Source organism: Paraburkholderia fungorum (assembly GCF_902833645.1).
GTDB classification, from domain to species: domain Bacteria; phylum Pseudomonadota; class Gammaproteobacteria; order Burkholderiales; family Burkholderiaceae; genus Paraburkholderia; species Paraburkholderia fungorum.
The window spans coordinates 1-19309 of sequence record NZ_CADFGE010000023.1; the positions used below are offsets into that span (position 1 = coordinate 1).

General features: G+C 59.0%; 15 protein-coding genes and 1 tRNA gene. 15 read left to right on the forward strand and 1 reads right to left on the reverse strand.

Annotation, left to right across the window (positions count from 1 at the left end):
• The 8 genes from HWX91_RS40360 to rplL form a co-directional block, all read left to right on the forward strand.
• The coding region (locus tag HWX91_RS40360; protein WP_479687412.1) for an EF-Tu C-terminal domain-related protein at window positions 1-135 on the forward strand (135 nt) is incomplete at its 5' end.
• Between the two features lie 65 nt (window positions 136-200).
• A tRNA-Trp gene (locus tag HWX91_RS40365) sits at window positions 201-276 on the forward strand.
• Between the two features lie 36 nt (window positions 277-312).
• Complete coding sequence (gene secE / locus HWX91_RS40370) at window positions 313-693, forward strand: preprotein translocase subunit SecE (RefSeq protein WP_011490062.1); 381 nt, start codon at window positions 313-315, stop codon at window positions 691-693.
• Window position 694: 1 nt separating this feature from the next.
• Window positions 695-1252: a transcription termination/antitermination protein NusG gene (gene nusG, locus HWX91_RS40375; RefSeq protein ID WP_007180147.1), complete on the forward strand. Its 558-nt coding sequence runs from the start codon at window positions 695-697 to the stop codon at window positions 1250-1252.
• 163 nt (window positions 1253-1415) lie between these two features.
• A complete protein-coding gene (rplK, locus tag HWX91_RS40380; protein WP_025496715.1) occupies window positions 1416-1847 on the forward strand; it encodes a 50S ribosomal protein L11 in 432 nt (143 codons plus the stop codon).
• Entirely contained in the window at window positions 1848-2546 is a 699-nt protein-coding gene (gene rplA, locus HWX91_RS40385; RefSeq protein ID WP_011490061.1) for a 50S ribosomal protein L1, read from the forward strand.
• A 302-nt stretch (window positions 2547-2848) separates the two neighbouring features.
• Window positions 2849-3352: a 50S ribosomal protein L10 gene (gene rplJ / locus HWX91_RS40390; protein ID WP_007180144.1), complete on the forward strand. Its 504-nt coding sequence runs from the start codon at window positions 2849-2851 to the stop codon at window positions 3350-3352.
• 63 nt (window positions 3353-3415) lie between these two features.
• Window positions 3416-3790, forward strand: a complete 375-nt coding sequence (gene rplL, locus HWX91_RS40395) for a 50S ribosomal protein L7/L12 (protein ID WP_025584719.1) — start codon at window positions 3416-3418, stop codon at window positions 3788-3790.
• 3 nt (window positions 3791-3793) lie between these two features.
• Here the strand turns inward: rplL and HWX91_RS40400 are convergent, their stop codons facing one another.
• Complete coding sequence (locus HWX91_RS40400) at window positions 3794-4036, reverse strand: hypothetical protein (protein ID WP_127837954.1); 243 nt, start codon at window positions 4034-4036, stop codon at window positions 3794-3796.
• A 124-nt stretch (window positions 4037-4160) separates the two neighbouring features.
• Between HWX91_RS40400 and rpoB the strand changes: the two genes are divergently transcribed.
• The 7 genes from rpoB to tuf form a co-directional block, all read left to right on the forward strand.
• Complete coding sequence (gene rpoB, locus HWX91_RS40405) at window positions 4161-8267, forward strand: DNA-directed RNA polymerase subunit beta (protein WP_028199563.1); 4107 nt, start codon at window positions 4161-4163, stop codon at window positions 8265-8267.
• A 21-nt stretch (window positions 8268-8288) separates the two neighbouring features.
• Window positions 8289-12527, forward strand: a complete 4239-nt coding sequence (gene rpoC / locus HWX91_RS40410; RefSeq protein ID WP_028199564.1) for a DNA-directed RNA polymerase subunit beta' — start codon at window positions 8289-8291, stop codon at window positions 12525-12527.
• Between the two features lie 253 nt (window positions 12528-12780).
• Window positions 12781-14628, forward strand: a complete 1848-nt coding sequence (recQ, locus tag HWX91_RS40415) for a DNA helicase RecQ (RefSeq protein WP_028199565.1) — start codon at window positions 12781-12783, stop codon at window positions 14626-14628.
• Window positions 14629-14849: 221 nt separating this feature from the next.
• Window positions 14850-15230 carry a 30S ribosomal protein S12 gene (rpsL, locus tag HWX91_RS40420; protein WP_006998493.1) on the forward strand — a complete coding sequence of 127 codons (381 nt, stop codon included), beginning with the start codon at window positions 14850-14852 and terminating at the stop codon, window positions 15228-15230.
• A gap of 182 nt (window positions 15231-15412) precedes the next feature.
• Window positions 15413-15883, forward strand: a complete 471-nt coding sequence (gene rpsG / locus HWX91_RS40425) for a 30S ribosomal protein S7 (protein WP_006053291.1) — start codon at window positions 15413-15415, stop codon at window positions 15881-15883.
• Window positions 15884-16017: 134 nt separating this feature from the next.
• Window positions 16018-18120 carry an elongation factor G gene (fusA, locus tag HWX91_RS40430; RefSeq protein WP_028199566.1) on the forward strand — a complete coding sequence of 701 codons (2103 nt, stop codon included), beginning with the start codon at window positions 16018-16020 and terminating at the stop codon, window positions 18118-18120.
• Window positions 18121-18167: 47 nt separating this feature from the next.
• Window positions 18168-19309 (forward strand): elongation factor Tu (tuf, locus tag HWX91_RS40435; protein WP_176035695.1); only part of this gene is annotated, 1142 nt, incomplete at its 3' end.

The window sequence follows — 19309 nt, forward strand, 5'->3', positions numbered from 1 at the left end:
GTCATGCCGGGCGACAACGTGTCGATCACGGTGAAGCTGATCAACCCGATCGCGATGGAAGAAGGTCTGCGCTTCGCAATCCGCGAAGGCGGCCGTACGGTCGGCGCTGGTGTGGTTGCCAAGATCCTCGAGTAACGCCAGATAGTTCTCGTTGATCGGTAGTTACGGGGTTGGCGGTGTCGTCAACCCCAAAATGGTTTAGGGGTATAGCTCAACTGGCAGAGCGTCGGTCTCCAAAACCGAAGGTTGGGGGTTCGATTCCCTCTGCCCCTGCCAACTCTCGCGCCGCATGTGGCGCTTCGTTAAGGTGTTATGGCGAATCCTTCCGTCGAAACTGTAAATACATCCGGCGACAAGCTGATGCTCGTCGCGGGCGTATTGTTGGTCTTGGCCGGGTTCGTGGGGTTCTTCTGGCTCAGTGGCCAGGAATGGTACGTCCGCGGAGCCGCCTTGGCTGTTGGCGCTATCGCGGGTGTTGCAGTCGGTCTTCTCTCCGCGCCTGGCAAGGGTTTCATCGCTTTCGCCAAAGACTCGTACAAAGAAGTTCGCAAGGTTGTCTGGCCCACTCGTAAAGAGGCGACCCAGACAACGCTCGTAGTGTTTGGCTTCGTGTTCGTGATGGCGATCTTTCTTTGGGTTAGCGATAAATCCATCGAATGGGCGATTTTCTCGGTGATTCTGGGTTGGAAATGATATGAGCGATACTCCGGCATCCCCGAGCGGCAAACGTTGGTACGTGGTGCACGCCTACTCCGGCATGGAGAAGAGCGTGCAACGTGCGCTTCAGGAGCGTATCGAACGTGCTGGCATGCAAGACCAGTTTGGTCAAATCCTCGTTCCGACTGAAGAAGTGGTCGAGGTGAAAGGCGGTCACAAGTCAGTGACTGAGCGTCGTTTCTTCCCGGGCTATGTGCTTGTGGAAATGGAAATGACAGACGAAACATGGCACCTCGTGAAAAACACGGCAAAGGTGACGGGTTTCGTGGGCGGTGCGCGTAATCGTCCTAGCCCGATTTCCCCGCGGGAAGTCGAGAAGATCATGTCGCAAATGCAGGAAGGCGTGGAGAAGCCGCGTCCGAAGACCCTGTTCGAAGTGGGCGAGATGGTGCGCGTGAAGGACGGTCCGTTCACGGATTTCAACGGCAGCGTCGAAGAAGTGAACTACGAAAAGTCGCGTGTCCGTGTTTCCGTTACGATTTTCGGCCGCGCAACGCCGGTCGAGCTGGAATTCGGCCAGGTCGAAAAGTTGTAATCCAGAATTCTGCGGAACGCACCAATCGGTGCGTTCCGTATTTCGCGCTTACGGTCCGCGTAACGGCCGTTGAGGAGCGTAAGTAGTCTGTTTTGGCGAACGCGCGCTACTACTCACTGAACGTCCATCTGTATCACGGTGGCGTTCCTAAGAGGTTTTCAAAATGGCAAAGAAAATCATCGGCTTTATCAAGCTGCAGATTCCTGCAGGTAAAGCCAACCCGTCGCCGCCGGTCGGTCCGGCACTGGGCCAACGCGGCCTGAACATCATGGAGTTCTGCAAGGCGTTTAACGCGCAGACTCAAGCAATGGAACCGGGTCTGCCGATTCCGGTCGTGATTACCGCGTTCGCGGACAAGAGCTTCACGTTCGTTCTGAAGACGCCGCCGGCTACGGTTCTGATCAAGAAGGCAGCGAAGATCGACAAGGGTTCGGCCAAGCCGCATACCGACAAGGTCGGCAAGATCACCCGCGCTCAAGCTGAAGACATCGCCAAGACCAAGATGCCCGATCTGACGGCAGCTGATCTGGACGCAGCGGTTCGTACGATCGCTGGTAGCGCCCGCTCGATGGGCATCACCGTGGAGGGCGTGTAAATGGCTAAGCTTTCAAAGCGTCTGCAAGCATTTGCAGCCAAGGTTGATCGTCAAAAGCTGTACGCGATCGACGAAGCTCTGTCGCTCGTGAAGGAATGCGCAAGCGCGAAGTTCGACGAGTCCATCGACGTTGCAGTGCAACTCGGCATCGACGCGAAGAAGTCGGACCAAGTGGTTCGCGGTTCCGTCGTGCTGCCGGCTGGTACCGGTAAGTCGGTTCGCGTGGCTGTGTTTGCACAAGGCGAAAAGGCTGAGCAAGCTCGTGCAGCTGGCGCAGAAGTCGTCGGTATGGAAGACCTGGCTGAACAAGTCAAGGCTGGCAAGCTGGACTTCGACATCGTGATCGCTTCGCCGGACACGATGCGCGTTGTCGGTACGCTTGGCCAGATCCTCGGCCCGCGCGGCCTGATGCCGAACCCGAAGGTTGGCACGGTTACGCCGGACGTCGCAACCGCTGTCAAGAACGCCAAGGCTGGTCAGGTGCAATTCCGTGTCGACAAGGCCGGTATCATTCACGCCACGATTGGCCGTGCTTCGTTCGAGCCGACGGCTCTGCGTAGCAACCTGAACGCTCTCGTCGACGCGCTGCAAAAGGCGAAGCCGGCAACGAGCAAGGGTGTATACCTGCGCAAGGTTGCGCTGTCGAGCACGATGGGTGTTGGCGTTCGCGTCGACCAGGCATCGCTCGCAGCACAGTAATAAATTTCATCGCCTCGATGTGAGTCGAGGCGGTTTTATGGGCTTTGGGCGGTCGCGAGATGGCAGTCTGCATCGAGCGGCCGGTTGTCAAAGACCGTTGGCGGGAACGCAGCAGGTAGGCGGTCCCTTAATGTAAAGCCAACGCAGATGGCGAACCCGAAAAGGTTTTGTAGTGATGAAGCCGGTTGAAGTCCGCAGCAATGTGGGGTTCAGGCGGTCGAAATACTCCTGACTGGTCGGACGCCGTTATTGAACGCGGTACACAAGGCGCACGCTGCGTGTATCGAATCTGGAGGTTAACCGTGCCACTTAACAAAGAAAGCAAGCAGGCCGTCGTCGCTGAGGTTGCCGCGCAAGTCGCGAAAGCCCAGACCGTGGTTCTGGCTGAGTATCGTGGAATCGCGGTTGGCGATCTGACCAAGCTGCGCGCGAAAGCGCGTGAGCAACAGGTTTACCTTCGTGTGTTGAAAAACACGCTGGCGCGTCGCGCTGTCGAAGGTACCCCGTTTGCTCCGCTGGCAGAGCAGATGACTGGTCCCCTGATCTACGGCATCTCGGAAGATGCAATTGCTGCTGCCAAGGTCGTCAACGACTTCGGCAAAACCAATGACAAGTTGATCATCAAGGCTGGTTCCTACGAAGGCAAGGTGATGGACAAGGCTGGCGTGCAAGCGCTGGCAAACATCCCGAGCCGCGAAGAACTGCTCTCCAAGCTGTTGTACGTTATGCAAGCACCTGTTTCCGGCTTTGCGCGCGCCCTGGCCGCGCTGGCAGAAAAGAAACAAGGCGAAGAAACCGCTGCGTAACGCACTTCAGTCGAGCGTGATTGATCGCTGGCTGTATCCGAATTCAATTTAGGAGTATTTCAAATGGCAATCGCAAAAGATGACATCCTCGAGGCAGTAAGCTCGATGTCGGTTCTGGAACTGAACGAGCTGGTTAAGGCGTTCGAAGAGAAGTTTGGCGTGTCGGCAGCTGCTGTTGCAGTGGCAGGCCCGGCAGGCGGCGGCGCTGCTGCTGCTGCTGAAGAGCAAACCGAATTCACGGTCAACCTCGTTGAAGTTGGCGCGAACAAGGTTTCGGTCATTAAGGCTGTTCGTGAACTGACGGGTCTCGGCCTGAAGGAAGCGAAGGACCTGGTCGACGGTGCACCGAAGCCTGTTAAGGAATCGGTACCGAAGGCTGCTGCTGAAGAAGCCAAGAAGAAGCTGGAAGAAGCCGGCGCGAAGGCTGAAATCAAGTAAGTTTCAGCGCGTTGTGCGAAGGCTGGCGGTTTTCCACCGCCGGCCTTTTTGTGCTTTGTGGGGACCACGTTTTTTGCCAATCATTTTCGGCAGGAACTGGGTCCCAGAAGCCAAAGAAAACCGCCTTTCGGCAATATTGACCGGCGTTTCTCTTTGTCTTCTGAAGCGACTGCAGAAGGCAAGTTTGGTCGGGTAGCGGGCAACATAGGCATCCGCTGCCGTCAGCCAGCGGTTGGTAGCGGCCAACCACCAAGCTTCTAGGCTCGTTCAAGCCATCGGACGGCCATCGGGTCTCAGTCGGTGAACACTCGGGTTGTCTCATCAAGGTATCCTGCCTCGACAACAATGCCCGCCGTGATTCGGAGATCGTATGCAATATTCCTTCACCGAGAAGAAGCGCATTCGTAAGAGTTTTGCGAAGCGCCCCATCGTTCACCAAGTACCTTTCCTGCTGGCTACCCAGCTTGAATCATTCAGCACGTTTCTGCAAGCAGACACGTCATCCACGCAACGCAAGCCGGAAGGCCTGCAGGCTGCGTTTACCTCCGTTTTCCCGATCGTTTCGCACAACGGTTTCGCGCGTCTCGAGTTCGTCAGCTACATGCTGTCGCCGCCGGCATTCAACATCAAGGAATGTCAGCAGCGCGGTTTGACGTACTGCTCGGCACTACGCGCGAAAGTGCGTCTGGTGCTGCTCGACAAGGAATCGCCGAGCAAGCCGGTCGTCAAGGAAGTGAAAGAACAGGAAGTGTACATGGGCGAAATTCCGCTCATGACGCCGACGGGTTCGTTCGTCATCAACGGCACGGAACGCGTGATCGTTTCGCAGCTGCACCGCTCGCCTGGCGTGTTCTTCGAACACGACAAGGGCAAGACGCATAGCTCGGGCAAGCTGCTGTTTTCGGCACGTATCATTCCCTACCGCGGTTCGTGGCTCGACTTCGAATTCGATCCGAAGGACGTGCTTTACTTCCGCGTTGACCGCCGTCGCAAGATGCCGGTCACGATCCTGCTGAAGGCAATCGGCCTGACGCCGGAACAGATCCTCGCAAACTTCTTCGTGTTCGACAATTTCACGCTGATGCCGGAAGGCGCGCAGATGGAATTCGTGCCGGAGCGTCTGCGTGGTGAAGTCGCACGTTTCGACATCACGGATCGTGATGGCAACGTGATCGTCCAGAAGGACAAGCGGATCAACGCCAAGCACATTCGCGACCTCGACAACGCGAAGACGAAGTTCATCTCGGTGCCGGAAGACTATCTGCTCGGCCGCGTGCTGGCGAAGAACGTTGTCGACGGCGACACGGGTGAAGTCATCGCTAACGCGAACGACGAAATCACCGAGACCGTCCTCGAAAAGCTCCGCGAATCGAAGATCAAAGACATCCAGACGCTCTACACGAACGATCTGGATCAAGGTCCGTACATCTCGTCGACGCTGCGCATCGACGAAACCGCGGACAAGATGGCCGCTCGCATCGCGATCTACCGCATGATGCGTCCGGGCGAACCGCCGACCGAAGAAGCGGTCGAGGCGTTGTTCAACCGTCTGTTCTACAGCGAAGACGCATACGACCTCTCCAAGGTGGGTCGTATGAAGTTCAACCGCCGCGTCGGTCGCGATGAAATCGTCGGCCCGATGACGCTGCAAGACGACGACATCCTCGCCACGATCAAGATCCTGGTCGAACTGCGTAACGGCAAGGGCGAAGTGGACGACATCGACCACTTGGGCAATCGCCGTGTGCGCTGCGTCGGCGAACTGGCGGAAAACCAGTTCCGTGCGGGTCTCGTGCGTGTCGAACGTGCTGTGAAGGAACGCCTCGGCCAGGCCGAAAGCGAAAACCTGATGCCGCACGACCTGATCAACTCGAAGCCGATTTCGTCGGCGATTCGCGAGTTCTTCGGTTCGTCGCAGCTGTCGCAGTTTATGGACCAGACCAACCCGCTGTCGGAAATCACCCACAAGCGCCGTGTTTCGGCACTTGGCCCGGGCGGTTTGACGCGTGAGCGCGCTGGCTTTGAAGTCCGCGACGTGCACCCGACTCACTACGGGCGCGTCTGCCCGATTGAAACGCCGGAAGGTCCGAACATCGGCCTGATCAACTCGCTCGCTCTGTACGCGCATCTGAACGAATACGGCTTCCTCGAAACGCCGTATCGCAAGGTGACCGACGGCAAGGTGACCGACCAGATCGACTACCTGTCGGCGATCGAAGAAGGCCGTTACGTGATCGCTCAGGCGAACGCGGCTGTTGCTGAAGACGGTACGCTGACCGACGAACTGGTGTCGTCGCGTGAAGCAGGCGAAACGCTGATGGTGACGCCGGACCGCATCCAGTACATGGACGTGGCGCCGTCACAGATCGTCTCGGTGGCAGCATCGCTGATTCCGTTCCTCGAGCACGATGACGCGAACCGCGCGTTGATGGGTTCGAACATGCAGCGTCAGGCTGTGCCGTGCCTGCGTCCTGAAAAGGCCGTGGTCGGTACGGGTATCGAACGCACGGTGGCGGTCGACTCGGGTACGACGGTTCAGGCATTCCGCGGCGGTGTGGTCGATTACGTCGACGCAGGCCGTATGGTGATCCGCGTGAACGACGATGAAGCTGTTGCTGGCGACGTCGGTGTGGACATCTACAACCTGATCAAGTACACGCGTTCGAACCAGAACACGAACATCAACCAGCGCCCGATCGTGAAGGTCGGCGATATCGTGTCGCGTGGCGACGTGCTGGCTGACGGTGCATCGACCGACCTCGGCGAACTGGCTCTCGGCCAGAACATGCTGGTCGCGTTCATGCCGTGGAACGGCTACAACTTCGAAGATTCGATCTTGATCTCGGAGAAGGTGGTTGCTGACGACCGTTACACGTCGATCCACATTGAAGAACTGAACGTCGTCGCTCGCGATACGAAGCTCGGACCGGAAGAAATCACACGCGACATCTCGAACCTGGCTGAAGTGCAACTCGGCCGTCTCGACGAGTCGGGCATCGTCTATATCGGCGCTGAAGTCGAAGCAGGCGACGTGCTGGTCGGTAAGGTGACGCCGAAGGGCGAAACCCAGCTGACGCCGGAAGAAAAGCTGCTGCGCGCGATCTTCGGTGAAAAGGCTTCGGACGTGAAGGATACGTCGCTGCGCGTGCCGTCGGGCATGAGCGGCACGGTGATCGACGTGCAAGTGTTCACGCGTGAAGGCATTCAGCGCGACAAGCGTGCGCAACAGATCATCGACGATGAACTGAAGCGTTATCGCCTCGACCTGAACGACCAGCTGCGTATCGTGGAAGGCGATGCATTCCAGCGTCTCGCACGTATGTTGACTGGCAAGGTCGCGAACGGCGGTCCGAAGAAGCTCGCGAAGGGTACGAAGATCGAACAGGCATACCTGGAAGATCTCGACCACTACCACTGGTTCGACATCCGCCTCGCGGACGAAGAAGCAGCGGCACAGCTCGAAGCGATCAAGGACTCGATCGAACAGAAGCGTCACCAGTTCGATCTGGCGTTCGAAGAAAAGCGCAAGAAGCTCACGCAAGGCGACGAACTGCCGCCGGGCGTGCTGAAGATGGTCAAGGTGTATCTGGCAGTCAAGCGTCGTCTGCAGCCTGGCGACAAGATGGCCGGCCGTCACGGTAACAAGGGTGTGGTGTCGAAGATCGTTCCGATCGAGGACATGCCGTACATGGCCGATGGCCGTCCGGCTGACGTCGTGCTGAACCCGCTCGGCGTGCCGTCGCGGATGAACGTGGGTCAGGTTCTTGAAGTGCATCTGGGTTGGGCCGCGAAGGGTCTGGGCTGGCGTATCGGCGAAATGCTGCAGCGTCAGGCAAAGATCGAAGAACTGCGCGAATTCCTGACCAAGATCTACAACGAGTCGGGCCGCGCTGAAGAGCTGGACAGCTTCACGGACGACGAAATCGTCGAGCTGGCGAAGAACCTGCGCGAAGGCGTTCCGTTTGCCACGCCGGTGTTCGACGGTGCGACGGAAGAAGAAATGTCGCGCGCGCTGGATCTGGCATTCCCGGACGACATCGCGAAGAACCTCGGCATGACGCCGTCGAAGAACCAGGTGCGTCTGTATGACGGCCGCACGGGTGAGATGTTCGAACGTACGGTGACTGTCGGCTACATGCACTACCTGAAGCTGCACCACCTGGTCGACGACAAGATGCACGCGCGTTCCACGGGTCCGTACTCGCTCGTGACGCAGCAGCCGTTGGGCGGTAAGGCGCAGTTCGGTGGCCAGCGTTTCGGTGAAATGGAAGTGTGGGCGCTCGAAGCGTACGGCGCATCGTACGTGCTGCAAGAAATGCTGACGGTGAAGTCGGACGACGTGGCAGGCCGGACCAAGGTTTATGAAAACCTGGTCAAGGGCGATCACGTGATCGATGCAGGCATGCCGGAATCCTTCAACGTGTTGGTGAAGGAAATCCGCTCGCTCGGTATCGATATCGACCTCGACCGCAACTAATCGGACTACGGAGAGAAAGCAATGAAAGCTCTGCTCGATCTATTCAAGCAAGTCCAACAGCCTGAAGTTTTTGACGCGATCAAGATCGGTCTGGCCTCGCCAGACAAGATCCGTTCGTGGTCGTTCGGTGAAGTCAAGAAGCCGGAAACCATCAACTACCGGACGTTCAAGCCGGAACGCGATGGTTTGTTCTGCGCGAAGATCTTCGGGCCGATCAAAGACTACGAATGTCTTTGCGGCAAGTACAAGCGCCTGAAGCATCGTGGCGTGATCTGTGAAAAGTGCGGCGTCGAAGTGACGCTCGCGAAGGTGCGTCGCGAACGGATGGGCCACATTGAGCTGGCCTCGCCGGTCGCTCACATCTGGTTCCTGAAGTCGCTGCCGTCGCGTCTGGGCATGGTGCTCGACATGACGCTGCGCGACATCGAACGCGTGCTGTACTTCGAAGCATACGTGGTGATCGATCCGGGCATGACGCCGCTGAAAGCGCGGCAGATCATGACCGAAGAGGATTACTACAACAAGGTCGAAGAGTACGGTGACGAATTCCGTGCCGAAATGGGCGCGGAAGGCGTTCGCGAACTGCTGCGCGCGATCAACATCGACGAACAGGTCGAGATGTTGCGCACCGAACTCAAGAACACGGGTTCGGAAGCGAAGATCAAGAAGTACGCGAAGCGCCTGAAGGTGCTCGAGGCTTTCCAGCGTTCGGGCATCAAGCCTGACTGGATGGTGCTCGAAGTGCTGCCGGTGCTGCCGCCGGAACTGCGTCCGCTGGTGCCGCTGGACGGCGGCCGCTTCGCGACGTCGGACCTGAACGACCTGTATCGCCGCGTGATCAACCGTAACAACCGGTTGAAGCGTCTGCTCGAACTGAAGGCGCCTGAAATCATCGTCCGCAACGAAAAGCGGATGCTGCAGGAAGCCGTCGATTCGCTGCTCGACAACGGTCGTCGCGGTAAGGCTATGACCGGCGCGAACAAGCGTCCGCTGAAGTCGCTCGCTGACATGATCAAGGGTAAGGGCGGTCGTTTCCGTCAGAACCTGCTCGGTAAGCGCGTTGACTACTCGGGTCGTTCGGTGATCGTGGTGGGCCCGACGCTCAAGCTGCATCAATGCGGTCTGCCGAAGCTGATGGCGCTCGAACTGTTCAAGCCGTTCATCTTCAACAAGCTCGAAGTGATGGGTGTCGCTACCACCATCAAGGCTGCGAAGAAGGAAGTCGAGAACCAGACGCCGGTGGTGTGGGACATCCTCGAAGAGGTGATCCGCGAACATCCGGTCATGCTGAACCGCGCGCCGACGCTGCACCGTCTTGGCATTCAGGCTTTCGAGCCGGTGCTGATCGAAGGTAAGGCTATCCAGCTGCACCCGCTTGTTTGCGCGGCGTTCAACGCCGACTTCGACGGTGACCAGATGGCTGTGCACGTGCCGCTGTCGCTCGAAGCGCAGATGGAAGCGCGTACGCTGATGCTGGCGTCGAACAACATCCTGTTCCCGGCCAACGGCGATCCGTCGATCGTGCCGTCGCAGGATATCGTGCTCGGCCTGTACTACGCGACGCGTGAAGCAGTGAACGCCAAGGGCGAAGGCCTGACGTTCACCGGCGTGTCGGAAGCGCTGCGTGCTTACGAGAACAAGGAAGTCGAGTTGGCCTCGCGCGTCAACGTGCGGATCACGGAAATGGTCCACAACGAAGACAAGTCGGAAGGCGCACCGGCATTCGTGCCGAAGATCACGCTGTACGCGACGACCGTTGGCCGCGCAATCCTGTCGGAAATTCTTCCGCCGGGCCTGCCGTTCTCGGTGCTGAACAAGCCGCTGAAGAAGAAGGAAATCTCGCGCCTCATCAACACCGCGTTCCGCAAGTGCGGTCTGCGCGAAACGGTGATTTTCGCCGACCAGTTGATGCAATCGGGTTTCCGTCTGGCAACGCGCGCCGGTATTTCGATTTGCGTGGACGACATGCTCGTGCCGCCGCAGAAGGAAACCATCGTCGGCGACGCCGCGAAGAAGGTGAAGGAATACGACCGTCAGTACATGTCGGGTCTCGTCACGTCGCAAGAACGCTACAACAACGTGGTCGACATCTGGTCGGCAACGTCGGAAGCGGTCGGCAAGGCGATGATGGAGCAACTCTCGACGGAGCCGGTGGTCGATCGCGACGGCAACGAAACGCGTCAGGAATCGTTCAACTCCATCTACATGATGGCGGACTCGGGGGCTCGTGGTTCCGCAGTTCAGATTCGTCAGCTGGCCGGTATGCGTGGCCTGATGGCGAAGCCGGACGGCTCGATCATTGAGACGCCGATTACGGCGAACTTCCGTGAAGGCCTGAACGTGTTGCAGTACTTCATCTCGACCCACGGTGCACGTAAGGGTCTGGCTGATACGGCACTGAAGACGGCAAACTCGGGTTACCTGACGCGTCGTCTGGTCGACGTGACGCAGGATCTGGTGGTGGTCGAGGACGATTGCGGTACGTCCAACGGCGTCGCCATGAAGGCGTTGGTCGAAGGCGGTGAAGTCGTCGAAGCGCTGCGTGACCGTATCCTCGGTCGCGTGACGGTGGCTGACGTCGTCAATCCGGAATCGCAGGAAACGCTGTACGAAACGGGCACGTTGCTCGACGAAGACGCGGTCGAAGAAATCGAACGCCTCGGCATCGACGAAGTGCGCGTGCGTACGCCGCTGACTTGCGAAACGCGTTACGGTCTGTGCGCAGCCTGCTATGGCCGCGACCTGGGTCGTGGCTCGTCGGTCAACGTCGGCGAAGCAGTTGGCGTGATCGCTGCTCAGTCGATCGGTGAACCGGGCACGCAGCTTACGATGCGTACGTTCCACATCGGTGGTGCGGCATCGCGTGCAGCAGTGGCTTCGTCGGTTGAAGCCAAGTCGAACGGTACGGTTCGTTTCACGGCGACCATGCGTTACGTCACCAACGCGAAGGGCGAGCAGATCGTCATCTCGCGTTCGGGCGAAGCGATGATCACCGACGACCACGGTCGCGAGCGTGAACGTCACAAGGTGCCGTACGGCGCGACGCTGTTGCAACTGGACGGCGCGCAGATCAAGGCCGGCACACAACTGGCGACGTGGGATCCGATGACGCGTCCGATCATCACCGAATACGGTGGTACGGTGAAGTTCGAAAACGTCGAAGAAGGCGTGACGGTTGCCAAGCAGATCGACGATGTGACGGGTCTCTCGACGCTGGTCGTGATCGACGTGAAGCGCCGCGGTTCGCAAGCGTCGAAGACGGTGCGTCCGCAGGTCAAGCTGCTCGACGCGAACGGCGAAGAAGTCAAGATCCCGAACACCGAGCACTCGGTGCAGATCGGCTTCCAGGTCGGCGCTCTGATCACCGTGAAGGACGGTCAGCAAGTGCAGGTTGGTGAAGTGCTGGCACGTATCCCGGTTGAATCGCAAAAGACTCGCGACATTACCGGTGGTCTGCCGCGCGTGGCCGAACTGTTCGAAGCGCGCTCGCCGAAGGACGCCGGTATTCTGGCGGAAGTCACGGGCACGACGTCGTTCGGTAAGGACACGAAGGGCAAGCAGCGTCTCGTTATCACGGACCTCGAAGGCAATCAGCACGAGTTCCTGATCGCGAAGGAAAAGCAGGTTCTGGTGCACGATGGTCAGGTCGTCAACAAGGGCGAAATGATTGTCGACGGGCCGGCTGATCCGCACGACATTCTGCGTTTGCAGGGCGTCGAGGCGCTGGCGCGCTACATCGTTGACGAAGTGCAGGACGTGTATCGTCTGCAGGGCGTGAAGATCAATGACAAGCACATTGAAGTGATCGTCCGTCAGATGCTGCGCCGCGTGCAGATCGTCGATAACGGTGACACGCGCTTCATCATGGGCGAACAGGTCGAGCGCTCGGATATGCTCGACGAAAACGACCGGATGGCTGCGGAAGGCAAGATCCCGGCAACCTACGACAACGTGCTGCTCGGTATTACGAAGGCATCGCTGTCGACCGATTCGTTCATCTCCGCAGCGTCGTTCCAGGAAACGACCCGCGTGCTGACCGAAGCGGCGATCATGGGCAAGCGCGACGATCTGCGCGGGCTGAAGGAAAACGTGATCGTGGGTCGTCTGATTCCGGCAGGTACGGGTCTCGCGTTCCACAAGGCACGCAAGAGCAAGGAACTGTCCGACCGCGAGCGTTTCGATCAGATCGCAGCGGAAGAGTCGTTCGAATTCGGTACTCCGGAAACTCCGGCCGCCGAACAACAGCACTCAGGCGAGTAAGTCCCGGCGGCGCAAGCCGCTTGGGCTCACCAGCCAGCGAAGCCGCTCAGTTTCGACTGAGCGGTTTTTTTTTGTCGATAGGAGTTGGCGCTTTAGCACTTACTCCAGTCCGACGCACCGCGGTCGCTTCTTTTTCATGCGCTTCGTGATGGTTTCGTTGGCCGAATGGCTAACGTTGCATCTAAGCGCGGGCGCAGCACGAATGCGTTGGTAAAATTCGTGTCACCGGCATCACGCTGCTTCTCTCCAATTCATGTCCCGTTCGCTCGAAATCCTCAACGAAGTCTTTGGTTACCCCGCGTTCAGAGGGCAGCAGGGCGAAATTGTCGAACACGTCGCCGGCGGCGGCGATTGTCTCGTGCTGATGCCAACGGGCGGCGGCAAGTCGTTGTGCTATCAGATTCCATCGCTGGTGCGGCGCGAAGCGGGTTGCGGAGCCGGAATCGTCGTATCCCCGCTGATCGCATTGATGCAGGACCAGGTCGCCGCGTTGAAGGAAGTGGGCGTCAGGGCCGCGTATCTGAATTCGACACTGTCGAGCGCCGAGGCGATGGCCACTGAGCGTGCGCTGCGTGAAGGCGAAATCGATCTGCTGTACGTGGCGCCGGAGCGGCTGATGACGCCCCGTTTCCAGGAATTGCTCGAGCGCACGCGTATCGGCCTGTTCGCAATCGACGAAGCCCATTGCGTGTCGCAATGGGGGCACGATTTCCGTCCTGAATACATTCAGCTGTCGGTGTTGCACGAGCGTTTCCCGAACGTGCCGCGCATCGCACTCACCGCGACAGCCGATGCGATCACGCGCGACGAAATCATTCACCGTCTGGCGCTCGATGACGCGCGTGTCTTTGTCTCCAGCTTCGATCGCCCGAACATCCGCTATCGCATTGTCGAAAAGGACAATGCGCGTACGCAATTGCTCGACTTCATTCGCGCCGAGCACTCGAAACCGGACGGCACGACCGACGCCGGCGTTGTCTACTGCCTGTCGCGTCGCAAGGTCGAGGAAACGGCGGAGTGGCTGAAAGAGAAAGGGATGCGCGCGTTGCCGTATCACGCCGGCATGGAGTTCGAGATCCGTCAGAAGCATCAGGAGATGTTTCAGCGCGAGGAAGGCATCGTGATGTGCGCCACGATCGCCTTTGGCATGGGCATCGACAAACCGGACGTGCGCTTCGTGGCTCACCTCGATTTGCCGAAAAGCGTGGAAGGCTACTACCAGGAAACTGGCCGCGCCGGCCGTGACGGCATGCCGGCGAACGCCTGGATGGCGTACGGTCTGGGCGACGTCGTGCAGCAGCGCAAGATGATCGACGAGTCCGACGCCGACGACGCGCATAAACGCGTGCAGACTGGCAAGCTCGATGCGCTGCTCGGGCTGTGCGAAGCGGCGACCTGCCGCCGGGTGCGGCTGCTCGCGTACTTCGGCGAATCGAGCAAGCCGTGCGGCAACTGCGACAACTGTATCGAGCCGCCCGACACATGGGACGCGACACGCGAAGCGCAGATGGCGCTGTCATGTGTGTTCCGGGCGCAGCGGGCAAGTGGGTTTCACTTTGGCGCCGGCCATCTGATCGACATTCTGCGCGGCAATCGCAGCGAAAAGATCATGCAGCGCGGCCACGAGAAGCTGACCACTTTCGGCATCGGCGCCGCGCTCGGTGAGCCGGAGTGGCGGGCGATCTTTCGCCAGCTCGTCGCCTTTGGCTACCTCACCGTAGATCACGAGGGTTTCGGCTCGCTGGTACTGACCGAGGCTGCGAAAGCGGTGTTGAAGAGCGAGCAGAACGTGACGATGCGCCGCTACGTCAAGCCGACGCGTACCCGCCAGTCGTCCGGGCGCACCAGCGAGCGCGCCGACCCGACGATCGGCATGGGGCCGCGCGAGCGCGCCCGCTGGGAACGCCTGCGCGCCTGGCGCACGGAGACGGCGAAAAGCGACGGCGTGCCGGCCTATGTCATCTTCCACGACGCCACACTGGCCGAAATTGCCCGCAACGGCCCCGATTCCATCGAGGATCTGCGCGGTATCCCAGGCATGGGCGCCCGCAAACTTGACCGTTTCGGCGACGAATTGCTGGAAGTCGTCGCCGCCGACTGAGCGTCGGCGAACACGGTCCGAGGTCGGCAGGCGTGCGAAACATCGCAACCTGTTGACTCCCTTAGCATTTTCGGAATATTATGCTAGGTTCCGGTTCTTGCAATGCCTGTGTGCGAAGTCAATTCGTGCGCCGACACCTTGGTCCGGAAGTTCGATGCGCAATCGTTTCTGCTTTGCCCGGAAACAGATGCGTCGATTTTGTTCAATTTCAGGAATAAACAATGCCAACCATCAATCAACTGGTTCGCAAAGGCCGCGCGTCGGAAACGACGAAGAGCAAGAGCCCGGCTTTGCAGGACTGCCCCCAGCGTCGCGGCGTGTGCACCCGTGTGTACACCACGACGCCGAAGAAGCCTAACTCGGCACTGCGTAAGGTTGCCAAGGTTCGTCTGACGAACGGCTTCGAAGTTATTTCGTACATCGGTGGTGAAGGCCACAACCTGCAGGAACACTCGGTCGTGCTGATTCGCGGCGGCCGTGTTAAGGACTTGCCGGGTGTGCGTTACCACATGGTTCGCGGCTCGCTGGATACCCAGGGCGTCAAGGATCGTAAGCAGGCTCGCTCGAAGTACGGTGCGAAGCGTGCCAAGGCTGGCAAGTAATTAGCCGGTCTGTGTAGTTTCAGGTCGCCTGCAAAGGCGGTAATAGCGGTGGTGCCGGAATCGCCGGTGCTGTCGAGTAAGTGGTCACCCGACCAGGCTGGTAAGTCGTTAGAGATGAATCGGGTTAGTTGGTGGCCGCGGGGCTAAAAAATAGCTCCAACTGAAAAGTTAAAGGAAGAAACATGCCGCGTCGTCGCGAAGTCCCCAAGCGGGAAGTGTTGCCGGATCCGAAGTTCGGTAACGTAGATGTTGCAAAGTTCATGAACGTGCTGATGCTCTCCGGCAAGAAGTCGGTTGCTGAGCGTATCGTGTACGGCGCTTTCGAACAGATCCAGACCAAGGGTGGCAAGGACCCGCTGGAAGTGTTCACGGTAGCGCTCAACAACGTCAAGCCGGTGGTCGAAGTCAAGAGCCGCCGCGTTGGTGGTGCGAACTATCAGGTTCCGGTCGAAGTGCGTCCGTCGCGTCGTATGGCATTGGCGATGCGTTGGTTGCGTGAAGCCGCGAAGAAGCGCAGCGAGAAGTCGATGGCCCTGCGTCTGGCAGGTGAACTCTCCGAAGCGGCTGAAGGCCGTGGCGGCGCGATGAAGAAGCGCGACGAAGTTCACCGGATGGCAGAAGCCAACAAGGCGTTCTCGCACTTCCGTTTCTAAGCTTCCCGAACCCGGGTTTAGCAGAAAAAGCGGAAAGAAATTCCGGGCGGGTGCGCTTACAAAGCGCCTCGCCCGTTTGTGTTACAGCGCGATGGGTATTTTCTCGCATCGCGTCATCCCAATAGAGGATCAAAGTGGCTCGCAAGACACCTATCGAGCGCTACCGTAACATCGGTATTAGCGCTCACATCGACGCCGGCAAAACGACGACGACCGAGCGCATCCTGTTCTATACCGGCGTGAACCACAAGATTGGTGAAGTTCACGACGGCGCTGCCACCATGGACTGGATGGAGCAGGAGCAGGAACGCGGCATCACGATCACGTCCGCTGCTACCACGGCGTTCTGGAAAGGCATGGCCGGCGACCGCGCTGAGCACCGCATCAACATCATCGACACCCCGGGCCACGTTGACTTCACGATTGAAGTTGAGCGCTCGATGCGCGTGCTCGACGGTGCATGCATGGTGTACTGCGCAGTGGGCGGCGTGCAGCCGCAGTCGGAAACTGTGTGGCGTCAGGCTAACAAGTACAAGGTTCCCCGTCTCGCGTTCATCAACAAGATGGACCGTACCGGCGCGAACTTCTTCAAGGTCTACGACCAGCTCAAGCTGCGTCTGAAGGCGAACCCGGTTCCGGTCGTGGTGCCTATCGGCGCGGAAGAAAACTTCACGGGTGTTGTCGACCTGCTGAAGATGAAAGCGATCATTTGGGACGACGCGTCGCAAGGCACGAAGTTCTCGTACGAAGAGATCCCGGCAGAACTGGTTGACACGTGCAACGAGTGGCGCGAGAAGATGGTCGAAGCGGCTGCAGAGTCGAGCGAAGACCTGATGAACAAGTACCTCGAAGAAGGCGAGCTGACGGAAGCGGAAATCGTCAAGGGTCTGCGCGACCGTACGATCGCGTGCGAAATCCAGCCGATGCTGTGCGGTACCGCGTTCAAGAACAAGGGCGTGCAACGCATGCTGGACGCCGTGCTCGACTTCCTGCCGTCGCCGATCGACATCCCGCCGGTTACTGGCGAGCTGGAGAACGGTGAGCAAGGTGAGCGCCGCGCTGCCGACGACGAAAAATTCTCGGCACTGGCATTCAAGATCATGACCGACCCGTTCGTCGGCCAGCTGATTTTCTTCCGCGTGTACTCGGGCGTTGTGAATTCGGGTGACACCGTGCTGAACGCGACCAAAGACAAGAAGGAACGTCTGGGTCGTATTCTGCAGATGCATGCGAACCAGCGTGAAGAAATCAAGGAAGTCCGTGCAGGCGACATCGCTGCAGCGGTCGGCCTGAAGGACGCGACGACTGGCGATACGCTGTGCGATCCGCAAAGCCCGATCGTGCTCGAGCGCATGATTTTCCCGGAGCCGGTGATTTCGCAGGCTGTTGAGCCGAAGACGAAGCCGGACCAGGAAAAGATGGGTCTGGCGCTGAACCGTCTGGCTCAGGAAGATCCGTCGTTCCGCGTTCAAACGGACGAAGAGTCGGGTCAAACCATCATTTCGGGCATGGGCGAGCTCCACCTGGAAATTCTGGTTGACCGGATGAAGCGTGAATTCGGCGTCGAAGCAACTGTCGGCAAGCCGCAAGTGGCGTATCGTGAAACGATCCGCGGCAAGGCGGAAGACGTCGACGGCAAGTTCGTCAAGCAGTCGGGTGGTCGCGGCCAGTACGGTCACGCGGTCATCACGCTCGAGCCGAATGAGCAGGGCAAGGGCTACGAATTCCTGGACGAAATCAAGGGCGGTGTGATTCCGCGTGAATACATCCCGGCAGTCGACAAGGGTATCCAGGAAACGCTGAAGGCTGGTGTGCTGGCAGGCTTCCCGGTCGTTGACGTGAAGGTGCATTTGACGTTCGGTTCGTACCACGACGTTGACTCGAACGAAAATGCGTTCCGCATGGCCGGTTCGATGGCGTTCAAGGAAGCAATGCGTAAGGCTCAACCGGTCATCCTCGAACCGATGATGGCTGTTGAAGTCGAAACGCCTGAAGATTACATGGGCAACGTGATGGGCGATCTGTCGGGTCGTCGCGGTATCGTTCAGGGCATGGACGACATGGTTGGCGGCGGCAAGATCGTTCGCGCCGAAGTGCCGCTGTCGGAAATGTTCGGCTACTCGACGTCGCTGCGTTCGCTGACCCAAGGTCGTGCAACGTACACGATGGAGTTCAAGCACTACTCCGAAGCACCGCGTAACGTGTCGGAAGCGATCATCAACGCCAAGTCGAAGTAATCGCGCGGCAAGTCATTCAACGATTAACTTTTTGAAAGAAGAGAAACATGGCTAAAGGTAAATTCGAACGGACCAAGCCGCACGTGAACGTCGGCACGATCGGTCACGTTGACCACGGCAAGACCACGCTGACGGCAGCGATCACGACGGTGCTGACCAAGAAGTTTGGCGGCGAAGCGAAGGCATACGACCAGATCGACGCGGCGCCGGAAGAAAAGGCACGTGGTATCACGATCAACACGGCACACGTCGAGTACGAAACGGCTAACCGCCACTACGCACACGTCGACTGCCCGGGCCACGCTGACTATGTGAAGAACATGATCACGGGCGCAGCGCAGATGGACGGCGCGATCCTGGTGTGTTCGGCTGCAGACGGCCCGATGCCGCAAACGCGTGAGCACATCCTGCTGGCGCGTCAGGTTGGCGTGCCGTACATCATCGTGTTCCTGAACAAGTGCGACATGGTGGACGACGCTGAGCTGCTGGAACTCGTCGAGATGGAAGTTCGCGAACTTCTGTCGAAGTACGACTTCCCGGGCGACGACACGCCGATCATCAAGGGTTCGGCCAAGCTGGCGCTGGAAGGCGACACGGGCGAGCTGGGCGAAGTGGCGATCATGAATCTGGCCGATGCGCTGGATACGTACATCCCGACGCCGGAGCGCGCAGTGGACGGCTCGTTCCTGATGCCGGTGGAAGACGTGTTCTCGATCTCGGGTCGCGGCACGGTAGTGACGGGTCGCGTTGAGCGCGGCGTGGTGAAGGTCGGCGAAGAAATCGAAATCGTCGGTATCAAGCCGACGGTGAAGACGACGTGCACGGGCGTGGAAATGTTCCGCAAGCTGCTCGACCAGGGTCAGGCAGGCGACAATGTGGGTATCCTGCTGCGCGGCACGAAGCGTGAAGACGTGGAGCGTGGCCAGGTTCTGGCGAAGCCGGGTTCGATCAACCCGCACACGCACTTCACGGCTGAAGTGTACGTGCTGAGCAAGGACGAAGGCGGTCGTCACACGCCGTTCTTCAACAACTATCGTCCGCAGTTCTACTTCCGTACGACGGACGTGACGGGCTCGATCGAGTTGCCGAAGGACAAGGAAATGGTCATGCCGGGCGACAACGTGTCGATCACGGTGAAGCTGATCAACCCGATCGCGATGGAAGAAGGTCTGCGCTTCGCAATCCGCGA